Consider the following 16,316-nt stretch of genomic DNA (forward strand, 5'->3'; position numbering starts at 1 on the left):
GCACTCACTCACACACCGATGGGGTCCGCCGCCGCCCACGGCGCACTCAGCCGCGTCCTGATGTGTTCGATGAGCGGCCGCAGCCCGCAGCACTCGTCCCGATGCCCGGGATGGTGCCGCCGCGACACGTACCGCTCGTGCGGGCACCAGCCGTTGCAGACGGCGTACTCGGGGCAGCGCCGCATCCGTTCGTGCGCGGCCGCCTCCTCCGCCCGCAGCGCGGCCATGGCCGGGCCTGCACGCATCGCCGCGAAGGAGTCAATCTCCACGTGGCCTAGGGTGTAGCGGTCGTCGCCGCGGAACAGGTCGCAGTGTGCGACCTCGCCCGACGGCTCGACGAGGTAGAACGAGCCCAGACAGCCGCCGGCGAGGGTGCAGCTGCCGGCCGCGCCGAGCCGGATCCGGTTCTCGACCGACCGCAGCTCCCGGACGTCGATCGCCGCGTCGCCCCGCTCCCGCCAGCAGTCGTACAGCTCCGCGAGGAACGCCGTCGTGCGCTGCGGGTCGAGGTAGCCGGCGATCGGTGTGCCGGGCCGGGCGTTCGGCTGGTTGACGGGCTTCACGCTGAGCAGCGAGTAGCGGGTGACGCCCAGCGCGGCCATCGCCTCCAGCGTGACCCGGGCACCGGCCCGGACGGCCTCCTCACCCAGCACCATCAGCACGGTGAAGTCCACACCATGGCGGCGCAGCACGGCGATTCCCGCCTCCACGTCGGCGAACGTCGGCCGCCCCGAGACCGTTCGCCGGTGCCGGTCGTGGATGTGCGGCGGGCCGTCGAGACTGATGCCGACCCCGAAGCCGTACGCGGCCAGGAACCGCGCCCAGGCGTCCGTCAGCCGCGTGCCGTTGGTCTGGATGATGTTGCGCACTGACTGGCCGGGGCGGCGCAGGCGCTGCTGCAGGAAGATCGCCCTGCGGTAGAAGTCCATCGGCAGCAGCGTGGTCTCGCCGCCGTGCCAGATGAAGTCCACCGAGCCGTGCTCGGGGTCCCCCAGCGCCCGCGCGACGAGCGCCGCCAGGACCGGCAGTCGCATGGTCTGCCCGGGGCCCGCCGCCCAGTCGTGACAGTACGTGCAGCGGAGGTTGCACAGCCGGGTCGCCTTGACGATGAGCCCGACGTTCCTCATGCCGGCCGCCCCGCGCCCGGCCCGGCGGCACCGGCGACCACGGCGGCCTCCTCGGCGCTGAGCAGCCCGACCGGTTCGAGGAACCGCATGCGCTCCATCGGGTCCATCGAACCGGCGAGCAGCCGCTCAAGCAGGACCCGCTCGGCCGGCCGGAGCTGGTCGGCCCACCTGCCGAGCCGCCGCGCCAGCGACGCTGCGTCCGCCGGGCTCGCCCCGGTGACCCGCAGCCCGGCGCTCATCCGCTCTTCTTCCACGGTTCGGAGGACTTCTGCCAGCGGTCAGGCTCCGGCTTCCTGTCCCCGGTGGCCGACGGGGCCTGGAGCGCGCCGGCTTCGACCAGCTCGCGCAGGAAGGGCCCGACGACCTCGTCGAGTCCTTGCTCCGCCGGGAATGTGAAGTCGATCCCCTCGTCCCGGTCGGGTCCACGCCCGGCGGAGCGTTCCAGCACGAGCCGCAGGAGTGCCTTCTCTCCCGGCGGCAGCGCGTCGGCCCAGGCGTTGAGCTTGGTGAGGAAGCTGTGCAGCTCGGCGTCGTCGATCGCTTCGTCCGAGGCTGTGGACATGATTGCTCCTCATTGCATAGCGTGCCGGTTCTGCAACACAACGTAATGCAGGGCGCGGCGATTCGCTCGTTTTTCGAGCCGCCGTCGTCACAGCGCCGCTGGCGAGCGGCGGCGCCGACGTTGCGCTCGTAGGCGACCGAGGCGACCGTAATGCGCAGCCGGTCAAACCCGGTGTCATCGCCGATCAGCAGCCCGTTCCGGCGACCGGAGCGCTCGATCCCATGGTCACGCACACCAGCCCGACCGCCGTTGCAGTGCTAACTAGAGGTTGTGCACGGCCAGCACGTCCGCCAGGGCCTTCGCAGGGACGCCGCGGCCGTCGGGACGCGGCCAGTGCACGCTGACCTCGTCGAAGCCCAGCGCGGCGAGGCGGCCGACGGTGTCGGCGTAGCGGTCGCGGCTCTCGAACGGCCAGTACGACTCGAGGCCCACGTTGACGATCCGGCGGATCCGGCGGCCCTCGAGCACCGCGTCGAGCTGCCCGGACTGCTTCTCGAGGGCGGCGAACCACTCCTCGGGGCTCACGGCGGGACCGTACGGGCCGTACGTGACCCAGGCCTGGCCGTGCCTGGCGACCAGGCCCAGCGAGCGCGGACCGGTGCCGGCCACGGTGAACGGCACCCGCGGCGTCTGCACACAGCCGGGCAGCTGGTGGGCGTCGACCGCGTGGTAGCGCTCGCCGTGGGCGGTGACGACGGGCTCGACCAGCAGCTTGTCGAGCAGCCCGATCCACTCGGCGAAGCGGTCCATGCGCTCGCGCGGGGTCAGCCGCGGCTCGCCCAGCACCAGCGCGTCCAGGCTCTCGGTGCCGGCGCCCAGGCCGACCTCGAGGCGGCCGCCGCTGAGCTGGTCGAGGGTCATCAGCTCCTTGGCGAACGGCACCGGGTGGCGGTAGTTGGGCGTGGCGACCTGCACGCCGAGGCGGACCCGCTCGGTGGCCCCGGCCGCGGCGGCGAGCAGCGGCACGCAGCCGTACCAGGGGTTGTCGCGCAGCAGCGGCCAGGTCAGGTGGTCGTACGTCCAGACGGTGTGCACCCCGGCCCGCTCCGCCTCGACCACCTCGGCCAGCCAGGCGCTCGTGGGGTGGCGGTCGGGAAGCACCAGCACCGACAGATCGGTCATCCCAGCGCCTCCACCACTGCGGCCGCGATCACGAGGTCCTCCCAGCCCATCCCCACGGTCTTGATCAGCCTGGGCCGGGCGGGGATGGTTCCCCGGACCAGGTCGGCGAAGGTCACGAGCTCAGTCTCGTCGAGGCCGGCCTGAATGATGTCACCGGCTTCCCGTACGGCCACCGCGCGCGACTCGACCAGCGCGCCGCAGCGTCGCACGGTCTCGGTGTCGACCTCGCGGGCCTCGGGCTCGTGCGAGCCGACGGCGACCACGACAGCGCCTGGTTTCAGCCGGCGACCGTCGAAGAGCGGCTCGCGCGCGGTGGTGCAGCAGGCCACGATGTCGGCGTCGGCCACCGCGTCCGCGTCGGCCACCTCGGCCTTGGCGATCTCCCCGGCGAATCGGGTGGTCCGCTCGTGGCTGCGCCCGACGACTCGTACGGAGTCAATGGGACGCACCGCCCGCAGCGCCTCGATGTGACCGCGCGCCTGCGGACCTGTGCCGAAGACGACGAGCTTGCGGACGCCGGGCGGCGCGACGAGGTCGACACCGAGCGCCGAGACGGCCGGGGTGCGCAACAAGGTGAGCGCGGCGCCGTCGAGCACGGCCCGCGGCGCCAGCGTGGGCGCGTCGAACAGCACGTACGTGCCGTGGATGCGGGGCAGGCCACGGGCCGGGTTGCCGGGAGCGATGCCGACCAGTTTGACGCCGGCGATGCGATCGTCACCGGACGGCATGATGAGCACCTCGCCGCCGCCGAGCGCCACTCGCGAGCGGGCCGGCTCGGACTCGGGGTCGAGACCGCCGCCGAGGGCCTCGCGCAGAGCCTCGACCGCGCGCGGAAAGCCCAGCGCGAGCACCTGTTCGGCCGAGATCATGCGCTGTACCATGTCACATACCACCGAGGGAGGCAACAGACATGACGTCACCGGTCATCGGCCCGCTGCGCACGGCCGGCAGCTTCCGCCAGCACGTGGAGGACGCGGTGGCCGCCGCCATTGTCTCCGGCGAGTTCGCCCCGGGCACGATGCTCACGGCCCCCACCCTGGCCGCCCGGTTCGACGTCTCCGCCACGCCCGTACGCGAAGCCCTGCTGAACCTCGAGAAGCGCGGCTTCGTCGAGATCGCCCGCAACAAGGGCTTCCGGGTCACCCAGGTCAGCGAGCACGACCTCACCGAGATCGTGCAGATCCGCCAGTGGCTCGAGGCCCCACCGATGCGGCTGCTGGCCGGCGCCCTGACCGTGCCCGACCTGTCCCGGCTGCGCGCCGAGGCCGAGGCGATCGTGATCAGCGCCGCCGCGTCCGACCTGCCGACCTACCTGGCCGCCGACACGACGTTCCACCTGCATCTGCTCAGTCTCACCGGCAACGACCGGCTGGTCACGCTGGTCGGCGATCTGCGCCAGCAGACCCGCCTGGTCGGGCTGGCCACCATGCTCGGCTCGCCCGAACTGGCCGAGTCGTCGGCCGAGCACCTCACGCTGCTCGATCTGCTCGAAGGGGGCGACGGCGCCGCCGCCGAAGAGCTGATGCGCCGCCACCTCGGCCACGTCACCGGCTGGTGGAGCGGGCGGGCCGAGCAGTGAAGGTGATCGTGGTGGGCGCCGGCATCGTCGGAGCCGCCATCGCCCGTGAGCTGGCGGCCGCCGGGGTATCGGTGACCGTCCTCGACCGCTCGGCGTCGGCCGGCGGCACCTCGGCCGCCGGCGAGGGCAACCTGCTGGTCTCCGACAAGGGTCCCGGCGCCGAACTGTCCCTGGCGCTGCGATCGCTCACGCTGTGGCGTTCGATCCTGCCGGAGATCTCGGACGGCTTCCCCTCGATCGAGTACGAGGCCAAGGGCGGCCTGGTGGTCGCCACGACTCCCGCCGGTGCGAGCGCTCTGCACGCCTTCGCGGACACTCAGCGGGCAGCGGGCGTCTCAGCTTCCGCCGTCAATGGCCTCGACTACGAGCCCGACCTCAACCCCGCCCACACCGCGGCGGTCTTCTACCCCCAGGACGCGCAGGTGCAGCCCGCGATCGCGACCGAGGCCCTGCTGGCGGCCGCCCGCCGCCGCGGCGCGGTCGTACGCCAGGGGGTCGAGGTTCTCGGTCCGGTACACAGCGGCGAGCGGCTCACCGGCGTGCTCACTTCGGAGGGCGAGTTCCGCGCCGATCACGTGGTGGTGGCGGCCGGCCCGTGGTCGGGCGAGACGGCGCGACGACTGGGCGTCGACCTGCCCGTACGCCCCCGCCGCGGCACGATCCTGGTCACCACCCGGATGCGCCGACGGATCCACCACAAGGTCTACGACGCCGACTACGTGGGCGCGGTCGGCTCGAACGACGCCGCCTTGCAGACGTCCAGCGTGGTCGAGTCGACCGCGGCCGGCACCGTCCTGATCGGCTCGTCCCGCGAACGCCGCGGCTTCGACGAGCGGATCGAGGCCCGGGTGCTGTCCGCCGTCGCCGCCAAGGCCCTCGTGCTGTTCCCGTTCCTGACCGACGTGGCGGTGATGCGAGCGTACGGCGGCTTCCGCCCCTTCGTCCCCGACCACCTGCCGGTCATCGGCCCCGACCCCCGCCGACCCGGCCTGTGGCACGCAACCGGCCACGAGGGCGCCGGCATAGTCCTCTCCACCGCCACCGGCGAACTGCTCACCGACCTGCTGCTGAACCGCCCGCCACACGTGGACGCCGCCGCCTTCGCCGTCGACCGCCCCACCCTGCTCCCCCACTTGCAGCCCGCACGCGGCTGAACCCGCCACCGCCGTAGGCGCCTCTCCTCGGCCGGGTGATGGCTTCATCGGCCTGACCCAGCGGTCAGCCCGGCCGTGTCGCGGTCGGGTTCGAGTCCCGCCGCTCCTTCGCGGGAACCCAGGGGGTGCAAGGCGCTGCGCGAACCTCGCGGCCGCTCGGCCGAGCCAGGGCGCGCTCGCGACGATCGGGCTGCCACTGTCAGGTGGGTCGGCTTTGAGTCTGCTGCTTTTCTTGCGGTCGCTCTCGCCGTCCGGCTGTAGTGTGTGACATACTACTGAAGTGACAGCGACCGGACCGGCTTCCATGGAAACCCAGTACGATCCGGTGCGACCTGGGGAAACGTCGCCAATCACGATCATTGTCGATGGGACTCCGGTGCGTGGACTGAACGGACAGACGGTGGCCGGGGTCCTCATGGGGGCCGGGCGGCTCGCCTGGCGCACGACGCGCAACGGGCGGCCGCGCGGCGTCTTCTGCGGCATCGGGGTCTGCCACGACTGCCTCGTCGCCGTGAACGGCCTCTCCGACGTCCGCGCCTGCCAACGCCGAGCAGCCGACGGCGACTCCATCTCGACTGAGGCGCAGGCATGAGCGCCGCCGGCATGACGGTGGAGACCCCCGATGTGCTTGTCGTCGGGGCGGGGCCGGCGGGGCTTGCCGCTGCGGATGCCGCGCGGAACGCGGGCGCCCGGGTTGTGCTGCTTGATGCAGCCGGCGACGCGGGCGGCCAGTACTGGCGGCACCTCCCGGCCGAGCGGCCGGCGGCCAACGAGCGAATCCTGCACCACGGCTGGGACAGGTTCACGGCGCTGCGCGGGCAGGAGATTCTGACCGACGCGCAGGTCTGGCTGGCCGAGCGTCACGACGACCGCCCGCCCACGCTGCACGTGCTCGTCGGGCCGGCGGACGGCCGTGACCGCGTACCGCGAACATTCGCTCCGAAGGCACTGGTTCTCGCCACGGGCGCGTACGAACGCACCCTCCCCTTCCCCGGCTGGGACCTGCCCGGCGTCTTCACCGCGGGCGCGGCCCAGGCCCTCGCCAAGTCGGAGCGCGTCGCCGTCGGCCGCCGCGTGCTCGTCGCCGGCGCCGGCCCGTTCCTGCTGCCCGTCGCTTCGAGCCTCATCCGTACCGGCGCCGAGGTGGTCGGTGTGCTCGAGGCCAACGGCTGGCCGCGTCTGGGCAGGGGCTGGAGCCGCCGACCGACCGAGCTCCTGGCCACCCGGCACAAGACCGGCGAGCTGGCGGGCTACGTCCGGGACCTGGCCCGCCACCGCATTCCCTACCGCGCGGCCACCGCCGTCGTCGCCGCGCACGGCGCCGGGCAAGTCAGCTCGGTGACCGTCGCCCGCCTCGACCCGCGGTGGGCGCCCATCCCCGGCACGTCCCGTGACATCAGCGTCGACGCTGTCTGTGTCAGCCACGGCTTCGTACCCCGGGTCGAGCTCGCCGTCTCGGCCGGGTGCGGCCTCGACGCGTACGGCGCCGTGGTGACCGACCACGACGGCCGGACCACCGTCCCGGGGGTCTATGCCGCCGGCGAGATCACCGGCATCGGCGGCGCCGACCTGGCCCTGGCCGAGGGCGTCGTGGCCGGCCTGGCCGCGGCCGGCGCGACCGCCTCCGACGCCCAGCGTCGCTCGCTGAGCGAGAACCAGCGCTTCGCCGCCCGTCTGGAAGCCGCGCACGGCATCCGCCCGGGCTGGGTGGGCTGGCTCGGCGACGACACCACCGTCTGCCGCTGCGAAGAGGTCACGGCCGGCGACCTGCGGGCCGGCGCGGCCGCCACCGGGTCGCGCGGCCTGCGCTCACTCAGGCTCAGCACCCGCGCCGGCCTGGGCGTCTGCCAGGGCCGCGTCTGCGGGCGCACCGTCGAAGAACTGCTGCATCGCCACACCGGCGGCCTGCTCGACCCGGGCCGCACGGAACAACGCCCCCTCGCGGCTTTCGTCCGGCTCGGCGAGCTGGCCGCCGCTGAAGAACAGGAGCACTCATGACCACCGCCCTCCGCGGCGTCGTCGTCGCCACCGCCCTGCCGTACAAGGAAGATCCGTCCGCCCCGGCCGGCCTCGCCGTCGACTTCGACCGGTACGCCGAGCACGTCGACTGGCTGATGAGCAACGGCTGCCACGGTGTCGGCCCCAACGGGTCGCTCGGCGAGTACTCGTCGCTCACCGACGAGGAGCGGCGCCGCGTCGTTCAAGTCGCCGTCGAGGCGGTCGGCGGGCGCGGCACGGTGATCGCCGGCGTACACGGACCGGGGTGGCACCAGGCGAAGAAGTGGGCCGAGATCGCCGGTGAGGACGGCGCGACCGGCGTGCTCGCTCTGCCGCCGACCATGTACCGGGCCAGCAACAGCCAGGTGGTCGAGCACTACACGAAGATCGCCGAGGCCGGGCTGCCGATGATGATCTACAACAACCCGTTCGACACCAAGGTCGACCTGGTGCCCGACCTGGTCGCCGAGATCGCTCGGATCCCGCAGGTGGTGGCGATCAAGGAGTTCACCGGGGACGTGCGGCGGCTGTTCGAGATCCGTGAGAAGTGCGAGATCGACGTGGTCGCCGGAGCCGACGACGTACTGTTCGAACTGATGGCTGACGGCGCGGTGGGCTGGTTCGCCGGGTTCCCCAACGTGTTCCCGGCCGAGTCCCGGCGGCTCTACGACCTCATGCTCGACGGGAAGTTCCTCGAGGCGCGCGAGCTCTACCAGCACCTGGTGGCCGTGTTCCGCTGGGATTCCCGTACGGAGTTCGTGCAGGCCATCAAGCTCAGCATGGACCTCATCGGCCGGTACGGCGGCCCGTGCCGTCCGCCCCGCGGCCCGCTCACCCCGGAGCACCGCGCCCAGATCGAGGCCGAGACCAAGCGGGCCGTCGAAGCGCTGGCGGGCTGACATGCGGGCCTCGCGGATGTTCACCGCCGTCGACTCGCACACCGAGGGCATGCCGACCCGGGTTGTCACCGCCGGCGTCGGCACCATCCCCGGGGCGACCATGAACGAGCGGCGCCTGCACTTCATCGAGCACTTGGACGACGTACGCAAGCTGCTGATGAACGAGCCTCGCGGGCACGCCGCGATGAGCGGGGCCATCCTGCAGCCGCCGACGCGCGCGGACGCCGACTTCGGTGTTGTCTACATCGAGGTGTCGGGCTGCCTGCCGATGTGCGGGCACGGCACGATCGGGGTCGCCACCGTGCTCGTCGAGACCGGCATGGTGGCGGTCACCGAGCCCGTCACCACGATCCGGTTGGACACCCCGGCCGGGCTCGTGGTGGCCACGGTTCAGGTCAGGGACGGTCACGCCGAGTCGGTGACGCTGGAGAACGTGCCCGCGTACGTGGAACGCCTGGACGCGACGATCGACGTGCCAGGCCTGGGCTCGGTGCCCTACAGCCTGGCCTTCGGCGGCAACTTCTACGCGATGGTCGACCTGGACGCGGTCGGGCTGCCCTTCGACCGTACGCGGCAACGCGACATCCTCGACGCCGGGCTGGCCATCATGGACGCGATCAACACCCAGGACCCGCCCAAGCACCCGCTCATCGACGGCGTCGACCACTGCCACCACGTCGAGTTCATCGCGCCCGGCTCCGGCGCCCGTCACTCGCGCCACGCGATGGCCATTTACCCGGGCTGGTTCGACCGGTCCCCCTGCGGCACCGGCACCTCGGCCCGCATGGCCGAGCTGTGGGCGCGGGGCGAACTGGCGATCGGCGACGACTTCGTCAACGAGTCGTTCATCGGCAGCCGTTTCACCGGCCGCCTCATCTCCGAGACCACTGTGGCCGGCCGGCCCGCGGTCGTCCCCACCATCACCGGCCGTGCCTGGGTGACCGGCCTCGGACAGTATCTGCTCGACCCCTCCGACCCGTACCCGACCGGCTTCGCCTTCTGAGGTGTATTCATGAGCTCAGTTCTCGCCGCCGCCGCGGCGGCCTCCCCCGTCCTCGCCACCATGCCGCCACGGCAGCGGGCCGAGGCCCTCGTGGCCGCGGCCGACGCGCTCCTCGCCGCTGCCGACGAGCTGGTGCCCCTGGCCATGGAGGAGACCGGCCTGGCCGAGCCGCGCCTGCGCGGTGAGATCAAGCGGACGGCGGTGCAACTCAAGCTGTTCGCCGACGTCGCGGCGGCCGGTGAGTTCCTGGGCGTACGCCTCGACGCCGCCGACCCCGACTTCGTGCTGGGACCCCGCCCCGATCTGCGCCGCTACCTGGTGCCGCTGGGCCCGGTGCTGAACTTCGCGGCCGGCAACTTCCCGTTCGCGTTCTCGGTGGCCGGCGGCGACACCGCTTCGGCCCTGGCTGCCGGCTGCCCGGTCGTCGTCAAGGCCCACCCCGGCCACCCGCGCCTGTCCGACCGCACGGCGCAGATCGTCAGCGCCGCGCTGCCGCCGGGGGCGCTGGGCGTCATCCACGGTCAGGAAGAAGGCGTGGCCGCCCTGCGTGACGAGCGCATCGCCGCCGCCAGCTTCACCGGGTCCCTGGCCGGCGGCCGGGCCCTGGCCGAGATCGCCGCCGCCCGCCCCCACCCCATCCCGTTCTACGGCGAGCTGGGCAGCCTGAACCCCGTCGTGGTCACCCCTGACGCCCTGGCCGAGCGCGCGTCCGCCATCGCCCAGGGCTTCGCGGCTAGCGTGTCCGGGTCGGCCGGTCAGCTCTGCACCAAGCCCGGCCTGCTCTTCGTACCGGTCGAATTCGCCGCCGCTGAGGCCTTCGAAGGCGTTGCCCCGCACCCCTTGCTGCACCCCGGCATCGTCGACGGCTACACCCGCCGCCGCGCCGAGATCCTCGAGACACCCGGCGTGACGGTTGCGGTCGAGGGCGCCGTGACGGACGACGGCGTGACCCCCACGTTGGTCGAAACCGACCTGGCGACCCTGCTCAAGCACCGCGACACGCTGCTGCAGGAGGCGTTCGGCCCGCTGTCGGCCGTCGTCCGCTACACCCCCGGCGAGTCGTTGGGCGCGGCGCTGACCGAACTGGTGGAAGGCTCCCTGACAGCCGGTGTCCACATCGGCGCCGGCGAGGACTCCCCGTGGCTGCGCGAGCTGGTGGCAGCGCTGCAGGCCTTGTCGGGCCGGGTGCTCTTCAACGGTTGGCCCACCGGCGTGGCGGTGACCCCCGCCATGCAGCACGGCGGCCCGTTCCCCGCCGCCACGAACCCGACCACCACCTCGGTCGGCACGGCCGCGATCACCCGTTTCCTGCGCCCGGTCGTCTACCAGGACTGCCCGCAGTCCCTGCTCCCCGAGCCGCTGCGCGATGACAACCCGTGGAACGTCCCGCAGCACCGCTCCCCCGCCGGCGAATCCTCGACCTGGGGTTCACTGGCCGCCTGAGCCGACGAGGAGCGGGACGGCTGGCGGGAAGTGTCGCTCCGCGCCTTCGGCACGCAAACGGGCTGAGCCCCGGCGCAGGCCGTGACGGCCTGCCCGAACGGCCCGGAGCATCGTGCTCCGGGCCCTTCCGCACGGCAGTTCTCAGGCGCCTATGCCGTACCGGTTGCGGGCGGCGTCGGCGGTGATGTTGCGGTCGAGCACGTCGGCCCGTACGTCGTCGGCCGCACGCTCGGTCGGGTCGCCGTAGCCGCCCCCGCCGCCGGTCGCGCAGCGCACCACGTCGCCCTTCTTCAGGGACATTCCGTTGATCTTCAGGATGCGGCGCTCGTCCTCGCGGCCCGGATTGACGACGACCTCGGGACCGACCGCGTCCTCGCCGCCGAACAGGCCCCAGGCGGGTTGGCGGGAACGCTCGAACCACAGCGAGACGGTCAGGTCGGTCTGCGCCTCGTACTCCCGGATCACGCCGTTGCCGCCGCGCCACCGGCCCGAGCCGCCCGAGTCGGGCCGGATCCGGTACTCGTTGATCCGCCACGGGTAGCGGGTCTCGTGCACCTCGATCGGGATGTCCTTGAGCGAGCCGTTCACGTTGTTGATCAGCGCACTCTCGCCGTCCGAGCCGTTCCAGGCGCCCCAGCCGCCGATGGTGGCCTCGAGGCTGACGAACTCGCGGTTCACCCGCGGGTCGGTGCCGGCCGACAGGATGATCATCGAGTCGCCGTGGCTGGCCCCGGCCACCTGGTCGGGCATGGCCGGCGCGAGCGCCCGGGCCACCATGTCGATCAGCAGGCCGAGGTGCGAGAAGTACCACTGACAGGCGGCGGGCGACCGGGCGCCGAGCACCGAGCCCTCGCGTACCTGGGTGGTCATCGACCGGAACGAGCCGCCGTTGCCCGGCAGGTCGGGGCTGACCAGCAGCTTGTAGCCGACCCGGAGCGCCGAGACAGCCTGCGAGACGCCGCAGTTGACCGGGCCCACCGTCTGGTCGGCCGACTCGGTCACGTCGAAGTCGATCTGCTCGCCGGACACGGTTATCCGCAGCCGGATCGGCACCGGGGTGTCGAGGTCGATGCCGTCGTTGTCGAGCACACCCTCGGCGCTGTAGACGCCGTCCGGGATCTTGGCGATGACCGCACGCTCGAGCAGCTCGGTCTGGTGGAAGATCTCGTCGCGCGCCGCCTCCAGCGTGCTCAGCCCGAACCGCCGTACGATCTCCTGAAGCCGCCGCTCCCCCATCTGGATGCAGGCCATCATCGCGTGCATGTCCCCCGTGGTCGGGTAGGGGAACCGGACGTTGGTGGCGATCGTGTCGGTGACCGAACGCTCCTCGACGCCGCCCGAGACCAGCTTCTGCGGGCCGAGGCGCAGCCCCTCCTGGAAGATGTTGACCGAGTCCATCGAGCCGCCCGGGTCCTTGGATCCCACGTCGATCCAGTGGGCGCGCGAGGCGGTGAAGCCGACCAGCGTCTCGTCGACGAAGACCGGGCCGAAGATGGTCACGTCGTTGAGGTGCGTGCCGCCCAGGTAGCTGTCGTTGAGGATCCACACGTCGCCCGGCTGCCACACCTCGCGGCCGAACCGCTCCTCGGTGGCCAGGGTGCAGGTCTCCAGGTTGCCCAGGAAGATCGGCAGGCCGGCCGACTGGCCCAGCACCTGGTGGTCGGCGTCGAGCAGGGCCACCACACAGTCGCCGCACTCGTAGATGATCGGCGTGTAGGCCGAACGGATCAGCGTGGCGTTCATGTCGTCCGCGGCCGCGTTGAGCGCGTTGCGGATGATCTCGACGGTTACCGGGTCGATGGTCACTGGCCGTCCTTCCGAGAGATGATCAGCGAGCCGATGTCGTCCACGTTCACGGCGTACCCGGGCGGCACGACCGTGGTGGCGGTGTCCTCGACGACCACGGCCGGGCCGTCGAACGTGTGGCCCACGAAGAGGTGGTCGCGGCGGGCCACGAGGGTGTCCTGTGCCTCACCGTCGAAAACCACCGTGCGGATCTCGTGGGCGAACTCCGGCGTGTCAGCCGCAGGCCACTTCTGCGGGTCGGGCCGGCCCAGGTCGCCGAAGGCGGCTGCGCGGAGGGCGACGAACTCGATCGGCGCGCCCAGGTTCGCGTGGCCGTACCGGCTCTTGTGCAGGTCGGCGAAGCGCTGCGCCACATCGGCGAGGAACGTCTCGCCCAGCGGCTCGTCGGCGCCGGTGAGCGGCACGGTCAGTGTGTACTCCTGGGCCGCATACCGGATGTCGACCGCATGGCTGGCATGCCGCGCGTCGCCGGCGACGCCCTCGCGGTCGAGCCCGTCGAGGCCGTCCTTCTCCACACGGGCCAGCGTCGCGGCCATGTCGGCGGTGTCGAGGTCCTGATCCAGATAGAAGTACGGCTCGGTGTAGTCCTGCCGGATCTGGGTCTGGAGCATGCCCCAGGCAGAGAACGCGCCCGGGAACCGCGGCACCACCGTCTCGGCGATGCCCAGCTCGCGGGCCAGGAACACGGCGTGCATCGGGCCGGCCCCGCCGAAAGCGACCAGCGCCGAGTCGCGGGGCTCGATGCCGCGCGAGACGGTGATGGTGCGGATCGCCTGCGCCATCTTGGAGTTGGCCACGTCGCAGATGCCCTCGGCCATGGACGTCGTGGTCATGCCGAACACCTCGGCCAGCCCGTCGACGGCCTTCTCCGCCGCCTGGACGTCGAGGGTCATCTGCCCACCGGCGAAGCCCTGCGGGTCGATGCGGCCGAGCACCAGGTTGGCGTCGGTCACCGTGGGCTCGGTGCCGCCGCGGCCGTAGCAGGCCGGTCCGGGCCGGGCGCCCGCGCTGCGCGGTCCGACACGCAGACCGCCGGCCTCGGCCCAGGCGACCGAGCCGCCGCCGGCGCCCACGGTGTGGATGTTGACCACGCTCATCAGCATCGGCAGGCCCTCAAGCTGAGCCTCGGCCGACACGTCGGGCTCGCCGTCGACAATCAGCGACACGTCGAAGCTGGTGCCGCCCATGTCGATGCCGATCAGGTGCGGGCGGCCGGTCTGCCGGGACAACTCCGCGCCGGCGATCGCGCCGCCGACAGGGCCGGACAGCAGCGTCTGGAGCGGGCGGCGGCGGGCCGACTCCGCGGTCAGGATGCCACCGGACGACTGCATGACGTGCAGTGGCACGCGCAGCCCGCGCGCGTCGAGGCGGCCCTCCAGGTCGAGCAGATAATTCCGTACGATCGGGCCGGTGTACGCCTCGACCACGGCGGACGAGGTGCGTTCGTACTCGCGCCATTCCTTCGCCGCCTCGTGCGAGACCGACACCGTGACGTCGTCGCCCAGCTCGTCCTGGAGGATCTCGCGGGCCCGCAGCTCGTGCGCCGGGTTCTTGTAGCTGAACAGGAACGCCACCGCGATCGCGCCGTGCCCGCCGGCGCGGGCCTTCCGAGCGGCGGCGCGTACGGCGTCCTCGTCGAGCGGGGTGAGCTCGGCGCCGTCGGCGGCGATGCGGCCGCCGATGCCGAGGACGTCGCGGCGGGGCACGAGCGGCGTCGGCTTGCGGTAGTGCAGGTCGTACAGCCGGGCCCGCGGTCCCCGGGCGATGTGGTACGTGTCCTCGGTCCCGGCCGTGCCGAGCAGCAGCACGGGCACGCCGCGCCGCTCGAGGAAGGCGTTCAGGCCCTGCGTGGTGCCGTGCACGAGGAAGTCGATGCCGGACGGCTCGTCGACCACCGCGTCCAGGCCGGCCAGCACGCCCTCGCTGAGATCGCCGGGCGTGGTCGAGGCCTTGGTCGCCGCGAACGCGCCGCTCTGCTGGTCGTACGTCACGACATCGGTGAACGTGCCCCCGATGTCCATCGCGACTCGATACCGCCCCATGTCATCTCCCTCGCGTCCAGGCCGGTCAGGTAAGGCGCAAGGTAGGGGGCGGCGGTACGCCGGGAGTGTGCGCACGGCATAGCGCCCGGGTGGCTGCGCGTGCGGCGCGCACGATCGGCGCCCGGTGGCCCCGGGCAGGATGCCCCGAAACCGGTGATCCCCTGGGAGGCCCTGTGACCAGCACCGACAAGCGGGACCGGACGGCCGAGATCGCGGCCGCCGCCGATGCCGTCGTATCCGGCACCGGACTGGTGACCGTCGATGCGGGCCGGACCGGCCGGCGCATCGATTTTGTGCCGTCAGCGCCGTCCGGCGGCTGGTCGCCCGAGGTGCGCGGCGACACGCTTCTGGTCGAGCTCGGCGCTTCCCCGACCCGGGAGTCGGCGCGCCGGGCCGCGATCACCGCCGGCGCCCGCCTGCGAGACGGGGACGCCGTAACCGTGTCGGCCCCGCCCGAGCTGACCGGGCCGATCATCGACGGTCTGATCACCGGCAGCCCGCCCGGCGCCGCGGTCACCCTGCTCGTCGACAGGCCCCAGCTACCGGCCGCGCTGCGCGGGCAACTGGCAGCCGACGTCGCGCGTCTGGCCCGGCTCCTGGTCAGCGCGCCGGCCAACCTGCTCACCCCGGGCGTCGCAGCCGGCTGGGCCGCCCGGATCGCCGAGAACGCGGGCCTGACCTGCACCGTTCGCGGCCCCGACGAGGTGCGGGCGCAGGGTTTCGGCGCGCTGGCCGCGATCGGTGGCGGCTCCGCCGACGGCCCGTACCTGGTGACGCTCGACCATCTGCCGGAGGCCGGCGCCCCCGAGGTCGTGCTGGTCGGCAAGGGCATCACGTTCGACAGCGGCGGCCTGTCGCTGAAGTCGCCCGCGGCCATGCAGAGCATGCGCCTGGACGTCGCGGGCGCGGTCACCGTGCTCGCCGTGATGGCCGCTCTGCGCCGGGCGGGCTGCTCGATCCCCGTACGCGCGGTGTTGCCTTTCGCCGAGAACCTGCCCGGCCCCGGCGCCGCCCGGCCCGGCGACATCGTCACCGCCTGGAACGGCACCGAGATCCAGATTTTGGACACCGACTTCGAGGGCCGCGTCATCCTGGCCGATGCGCTGGCCCTGGCCGCCGACTCCGCCCCGCGCCTGCTCGTCGACCTGGCCACCCTGACCTACCAGGCCGAGATCGCGCTGGGCCCCGAGATCGCCGCCGTCCTGGCCCGCGACGACGACGCCGCCGCTGAGTTCCTCGCGGCCGGCTCGAGGGCGGGCGAGCCGCTGTGGCGCCTGCCCTACGACGAGCGCTATCTCCACCAGGTCAGAACCCCTTCCGGCGTACGCAACCATCCCCTGCACGACTCGGGCCGTGCGATCACCGCAGCGTTGTTCCTGGGCGAGTTCGTCCCCCGCACAGTCCCCTGGGTGCACTGCGACATGACCGGCCCGGCCTGGTCCGGCAACGCCTCGATCGACGGTGCGACCGGTTTCGGCGCCCGCACCCTGCTGGAGCTCCTGGCCCGCGCCTGACGTACACCACCAGAACCGCACAGCCACGACCGCATCCCCGCCCTCGGCATCGATCGACCTTGGCCCA

General features: G+C 72.5%; 15 protein-coding genes. 8 read left to right on the top strand and 7 right to left on the bottom strand.

What is annotated here, in order from left to right; all coding sequences use genetic code 11:
- Positions 1–8: 8 nt before the first annotated feature.
- From C8E87_RS02960 to C8E87_RS02980, 5 genes are all read right to left on the bottom strand, one after another.
- Positions 9–1,127: a radical SAM/SPASM domain-containing protein gene (locus C8E87_RS02960; RefSeq protein ID WP_133871653.1), complete on the bottom strand. Its 1,119-nt coding sequence runs from the start codon at positions 1,125–1,127 to the stop codon at positions 9–11.
- Entirely contained in the window at positions 1,124–1,366 is a 243-nt protein-coding gene (locus C8E87_RS02965) for a hypothetical protein (protein WP_133871654.1), read from the bottom strand. The genes C8E87_RS02960 and C8E87_RS02965 overlap by 4 nt, the downstream gene beginning before the upstream one ends.
- Entirely contained in the window at positions 1,363–1,689 is a 327-nt protein-coding gene (locus C8E87_RS02970; RefSeq protein WP_133871655.1) for a hypothetical protein, read from the bottom strand. Before C8E87_RS02970 ends, C8E87_RS02965 begins: the two co-directional genes overlap by 4 nt.
- Before the next feature lie 261 nt (positions 1,690–1,950).
- The gene (locus C8E87_RS02975) at positions 1,951–2,811 is read right to left on the bottom strand and encodes an LLM class flavin-dependent oxidoreductase (protein WP_133871656.1); all 861 of its coding nucleotides are present in this window, start codon (positions 2,809–2,811) and stop codon (positions 1,951–1,953) included.
- Positions 2,808–3,680 (bottom strand): ornithine cyclodeaminase family protein, encoded by an 873-nt coding sequence (locus C8E87_RS02980; RefSeq protein ID WP_133871657.1) that lies wholly within the window; start codon positions 3,678–3,680, stop codon positions 2,808–2,810. Before C8E87_RS02980 ends, C8E87_RS02975 begins: the two co-directional genes overlap by 4 nt.
- A gap of 41 nt (positions 3,681–3,721) precedes the next feature.
- On the opposite strand from C8E87_RS02980, the gene C8E87_RS02985 reads away from it, so the two are divergent.
- The 7 genes from C8E87_RS02985 to C8E87_RS03015 all read left to right on the top strand — a co-directional run bounded on the left by C8E87_RS02985 (position 3,722) and on the right by C8E87_RS03015 (position 10,887).
- Positions 3,722–4,390, top strand: coding sequence for a GntR family transcriptional regulator (locus C8E87_RS02985; protein ID WP_133871658.1), 669 nt, complete (start codon positions 3,722–3,724; stop codon positions 4,388–4,390).
- A gap of 2 nt (positions 4,391–4,392) precedes the next feature.
- A complete protein-coding gene (locus tag C8E87_RS02990) occupies positions 4,393–5,544 on the top strand; it encodes an NAD(P)/FAD-dependent oxidoreductase (RefSeq protein ID WP_239080411.1) in 1,152 nt (383 codons plus the stop codon).
- Positions 5,545–5,848: 304 nt separating this feature from the next.
- Positions 5,849–6,136, top strand: coding sequence for a (2Fe-2S)-binding protein (locus C8E87_RS02995; RefSeq protein ID WP_133876580.1), 288 nt, complete (start codon positions 5,849–5,851; stop codon positions 6,134–6,136).
- A complete protein-coding gene (locus tag C8E87_RS46250) occupies positions 6,133–7,542 on the top strand; it encodes an NAD(P)/FAD-dependent oxidoreductase (protein ID WP_133871660.1) in 1,410 nt (469 codons plus the stop codon). The genes C8E87_RS02995 and C8E87_RS46250 overlap by 4 nt, the downstream gene beginning before the upstream one ends.
- Positions 7,539–8,441, top strand: a complete 903-nt coding sequence (locus C8E87_RS03005; RefSeq protein WP_133871661.1) for a dihydrodipicolinate synthase family protein — start codon at positions 7,539–7,541, stop codon at positions 8,439–8,441. Before C8E87_RS46250 ends, C8E87_RS03005 begins: the two co-directional genes overlap by 4 nt.
- A gap of 1 nt (position 8,442) precedes the next feature.
- Positions 8,443–9,444: a proline racemase family protein gene (locus tag C8E87_RS03010; RefSeq protein ID WP_133871662.1), complete on the top strand. Its 1,002-nt coding sequence runs from the start codon at positions 8,443–8,445 to the stop codon at positions 9,442–9,444.
- A 9-nt stretch (positions 9,445–9,453) separates the two neighbouring features.
- A complete protein-coding gene (locus C8E87_RS03015) occupies positions 9,454–10,887 on the top strand; it encodes an aldehyde dehydrogenase (NADP(+)) (RefSeq protein WP_133871663.1) in 1,434 nt (477 codons plus the stop codon).
- A 141-nt stretch (positions 10,888–11,028) separates the two neighbouring features.
- Here C8E87_RS03015 and C8E87_RS03020 read toward each other — a convergent pair whose 3' ends face one another.
- Both C8E87_RS03020 and C8E87_RS03025 read right to left on the bottom strand, forming a co-directional pair.
- Positions 11,029–12,693 carry a hydantoinase B/oxoprolinase family protein gene (locus C8E87_RS03020; protein ID WP_133871664.1) on the bottom strand — a complete coding sequence of 555 codons (1,665 nt, stop codon included), beginning with the start codon at positions 12,691–12,693 and terminating at the stop codon, positions 11,029–11,031.
- Complete coding sequence (locus C8E87_RS03025; protein WP_166661046.1) at positions 12,690–14,735, bottom strand: hydantoinase/oxoprolinase family protein; 2,046 nt, start codon at positions 14,733–14,735, stop codon at positions 12,690–12,692. Before C8E87_RS03025 ends, C8E87_RS03020 begins: the two co-directional genes overlap by 4 nt.
- A gap of 173 nt (positions 14,736–14,908) precedes the next feature.
- On the opposite strand from C8E87_RS03025, the gene C8E87_RS03030 reads away from it, so the two are divergent.
- Positions 14,909–16,249, top strand: coding sequence for a M17 family metallopeptidase (locus tag C8E87_RS03030; protein WP_166661047.1), 1,341 nt, complete (start codon positions 14,909–14,911; stop codon positions 16,247–16,249).
- Positions 16,250–16,316 lie beyond the last annotated feature (67 nt).

The organism is Paractinoplanes brasiliensis, assembly GCF_004362215.1.
Lineage (GTDB): Bacteria > Actinomycetota > Actinomycetes > Mycobacteriales > Micromonosporaceae > Actinoplanes > Actinoplanes brasiliensis.

Coding starts and splice junctions, on each gene's coding strand:
- C8E87_RS02975 (WP_133871656.1), bottom strand. CDS start 2,811: ATGACCGATCTGTCGGTGCTGGTGCTTCCCGACCGCCACCCCACGAGC.
- C8E87_RS03010 (WP_133871662.1), top strand. CDS start 8,443: ATGCGGGCCTCGCGGATGTTCACCGCCGTCGACTCGCACACCGAGGGC.
- C8E87_RS46250 (WP_133871660.1), top strand. CDS start 6,133: ATGAGCGCCGCCGGCATGACGGTGGAGACCCCCGATGTGCTTGTCGTC.
- C8E87_RS02965 (WP_133871654.1), bottom strand. CDS start 1,366: ATGAGCGCCGGGCTGCGGGTCACCGGGGCGAGCCCGGCGGACGCAGCG.
- C8E87_RS02985 (WP_133871658.1), top strand. CDS start 3,722: ATGACGTCACCGGTCATCGGCCCGCTGCGCACGGCCGGCAGCTTCCGC.
- C8E87_RS02995 (WP_133876580.1), top strand. CDS start 5,849: ATGGAAACCCAGTACGATCCGGTGCGACCTGGGGAAACGTCGCCAATC.
- C8E87_RS02960 (WP_133871653.1), bottom strand. CDS start 1,127: ATGAGGAACGTCGGGCTCATCGTCAAGGCGACCCGGCTGTGCAACCTC.
- C8E87_RS02980 (WP_133871657.1), bottom strand. CDS start 3,680: ATGATCTCGGCCGAACAGGTGCTCGCGCTGGGCTTTCCGCGCGCGGTC.
- C8E87_RS03015 (WP_133871663.1), top strand. CDS start 9,454: ATGAGCTCAGTTCTCGCCGCCGCCGCGGCGGCCTCCCCCGTCCTCGCC.
- C8E87_RS02970 (WP_133871655.1), bottom strand. CDS start 1,689: ATGTCCACAGCCTCGGACGAAGCGATCGACGACGCCGAGCTGCACAGC.
- C8E87_RS03025 (WP_166661046.1), bottom strand. CDS start 14,735: ATGGGGCGGTATCGAGTCGCGATGGACATCGGGGGCACGTTCACCGAT.
- C8E87_RS03005 (WP_133871661.1), top strand. CDS start 7,539: ATGACCACCGCCCTCCGCGGCGTCGTCGTCGCCACCGCCCTGCCGTAC.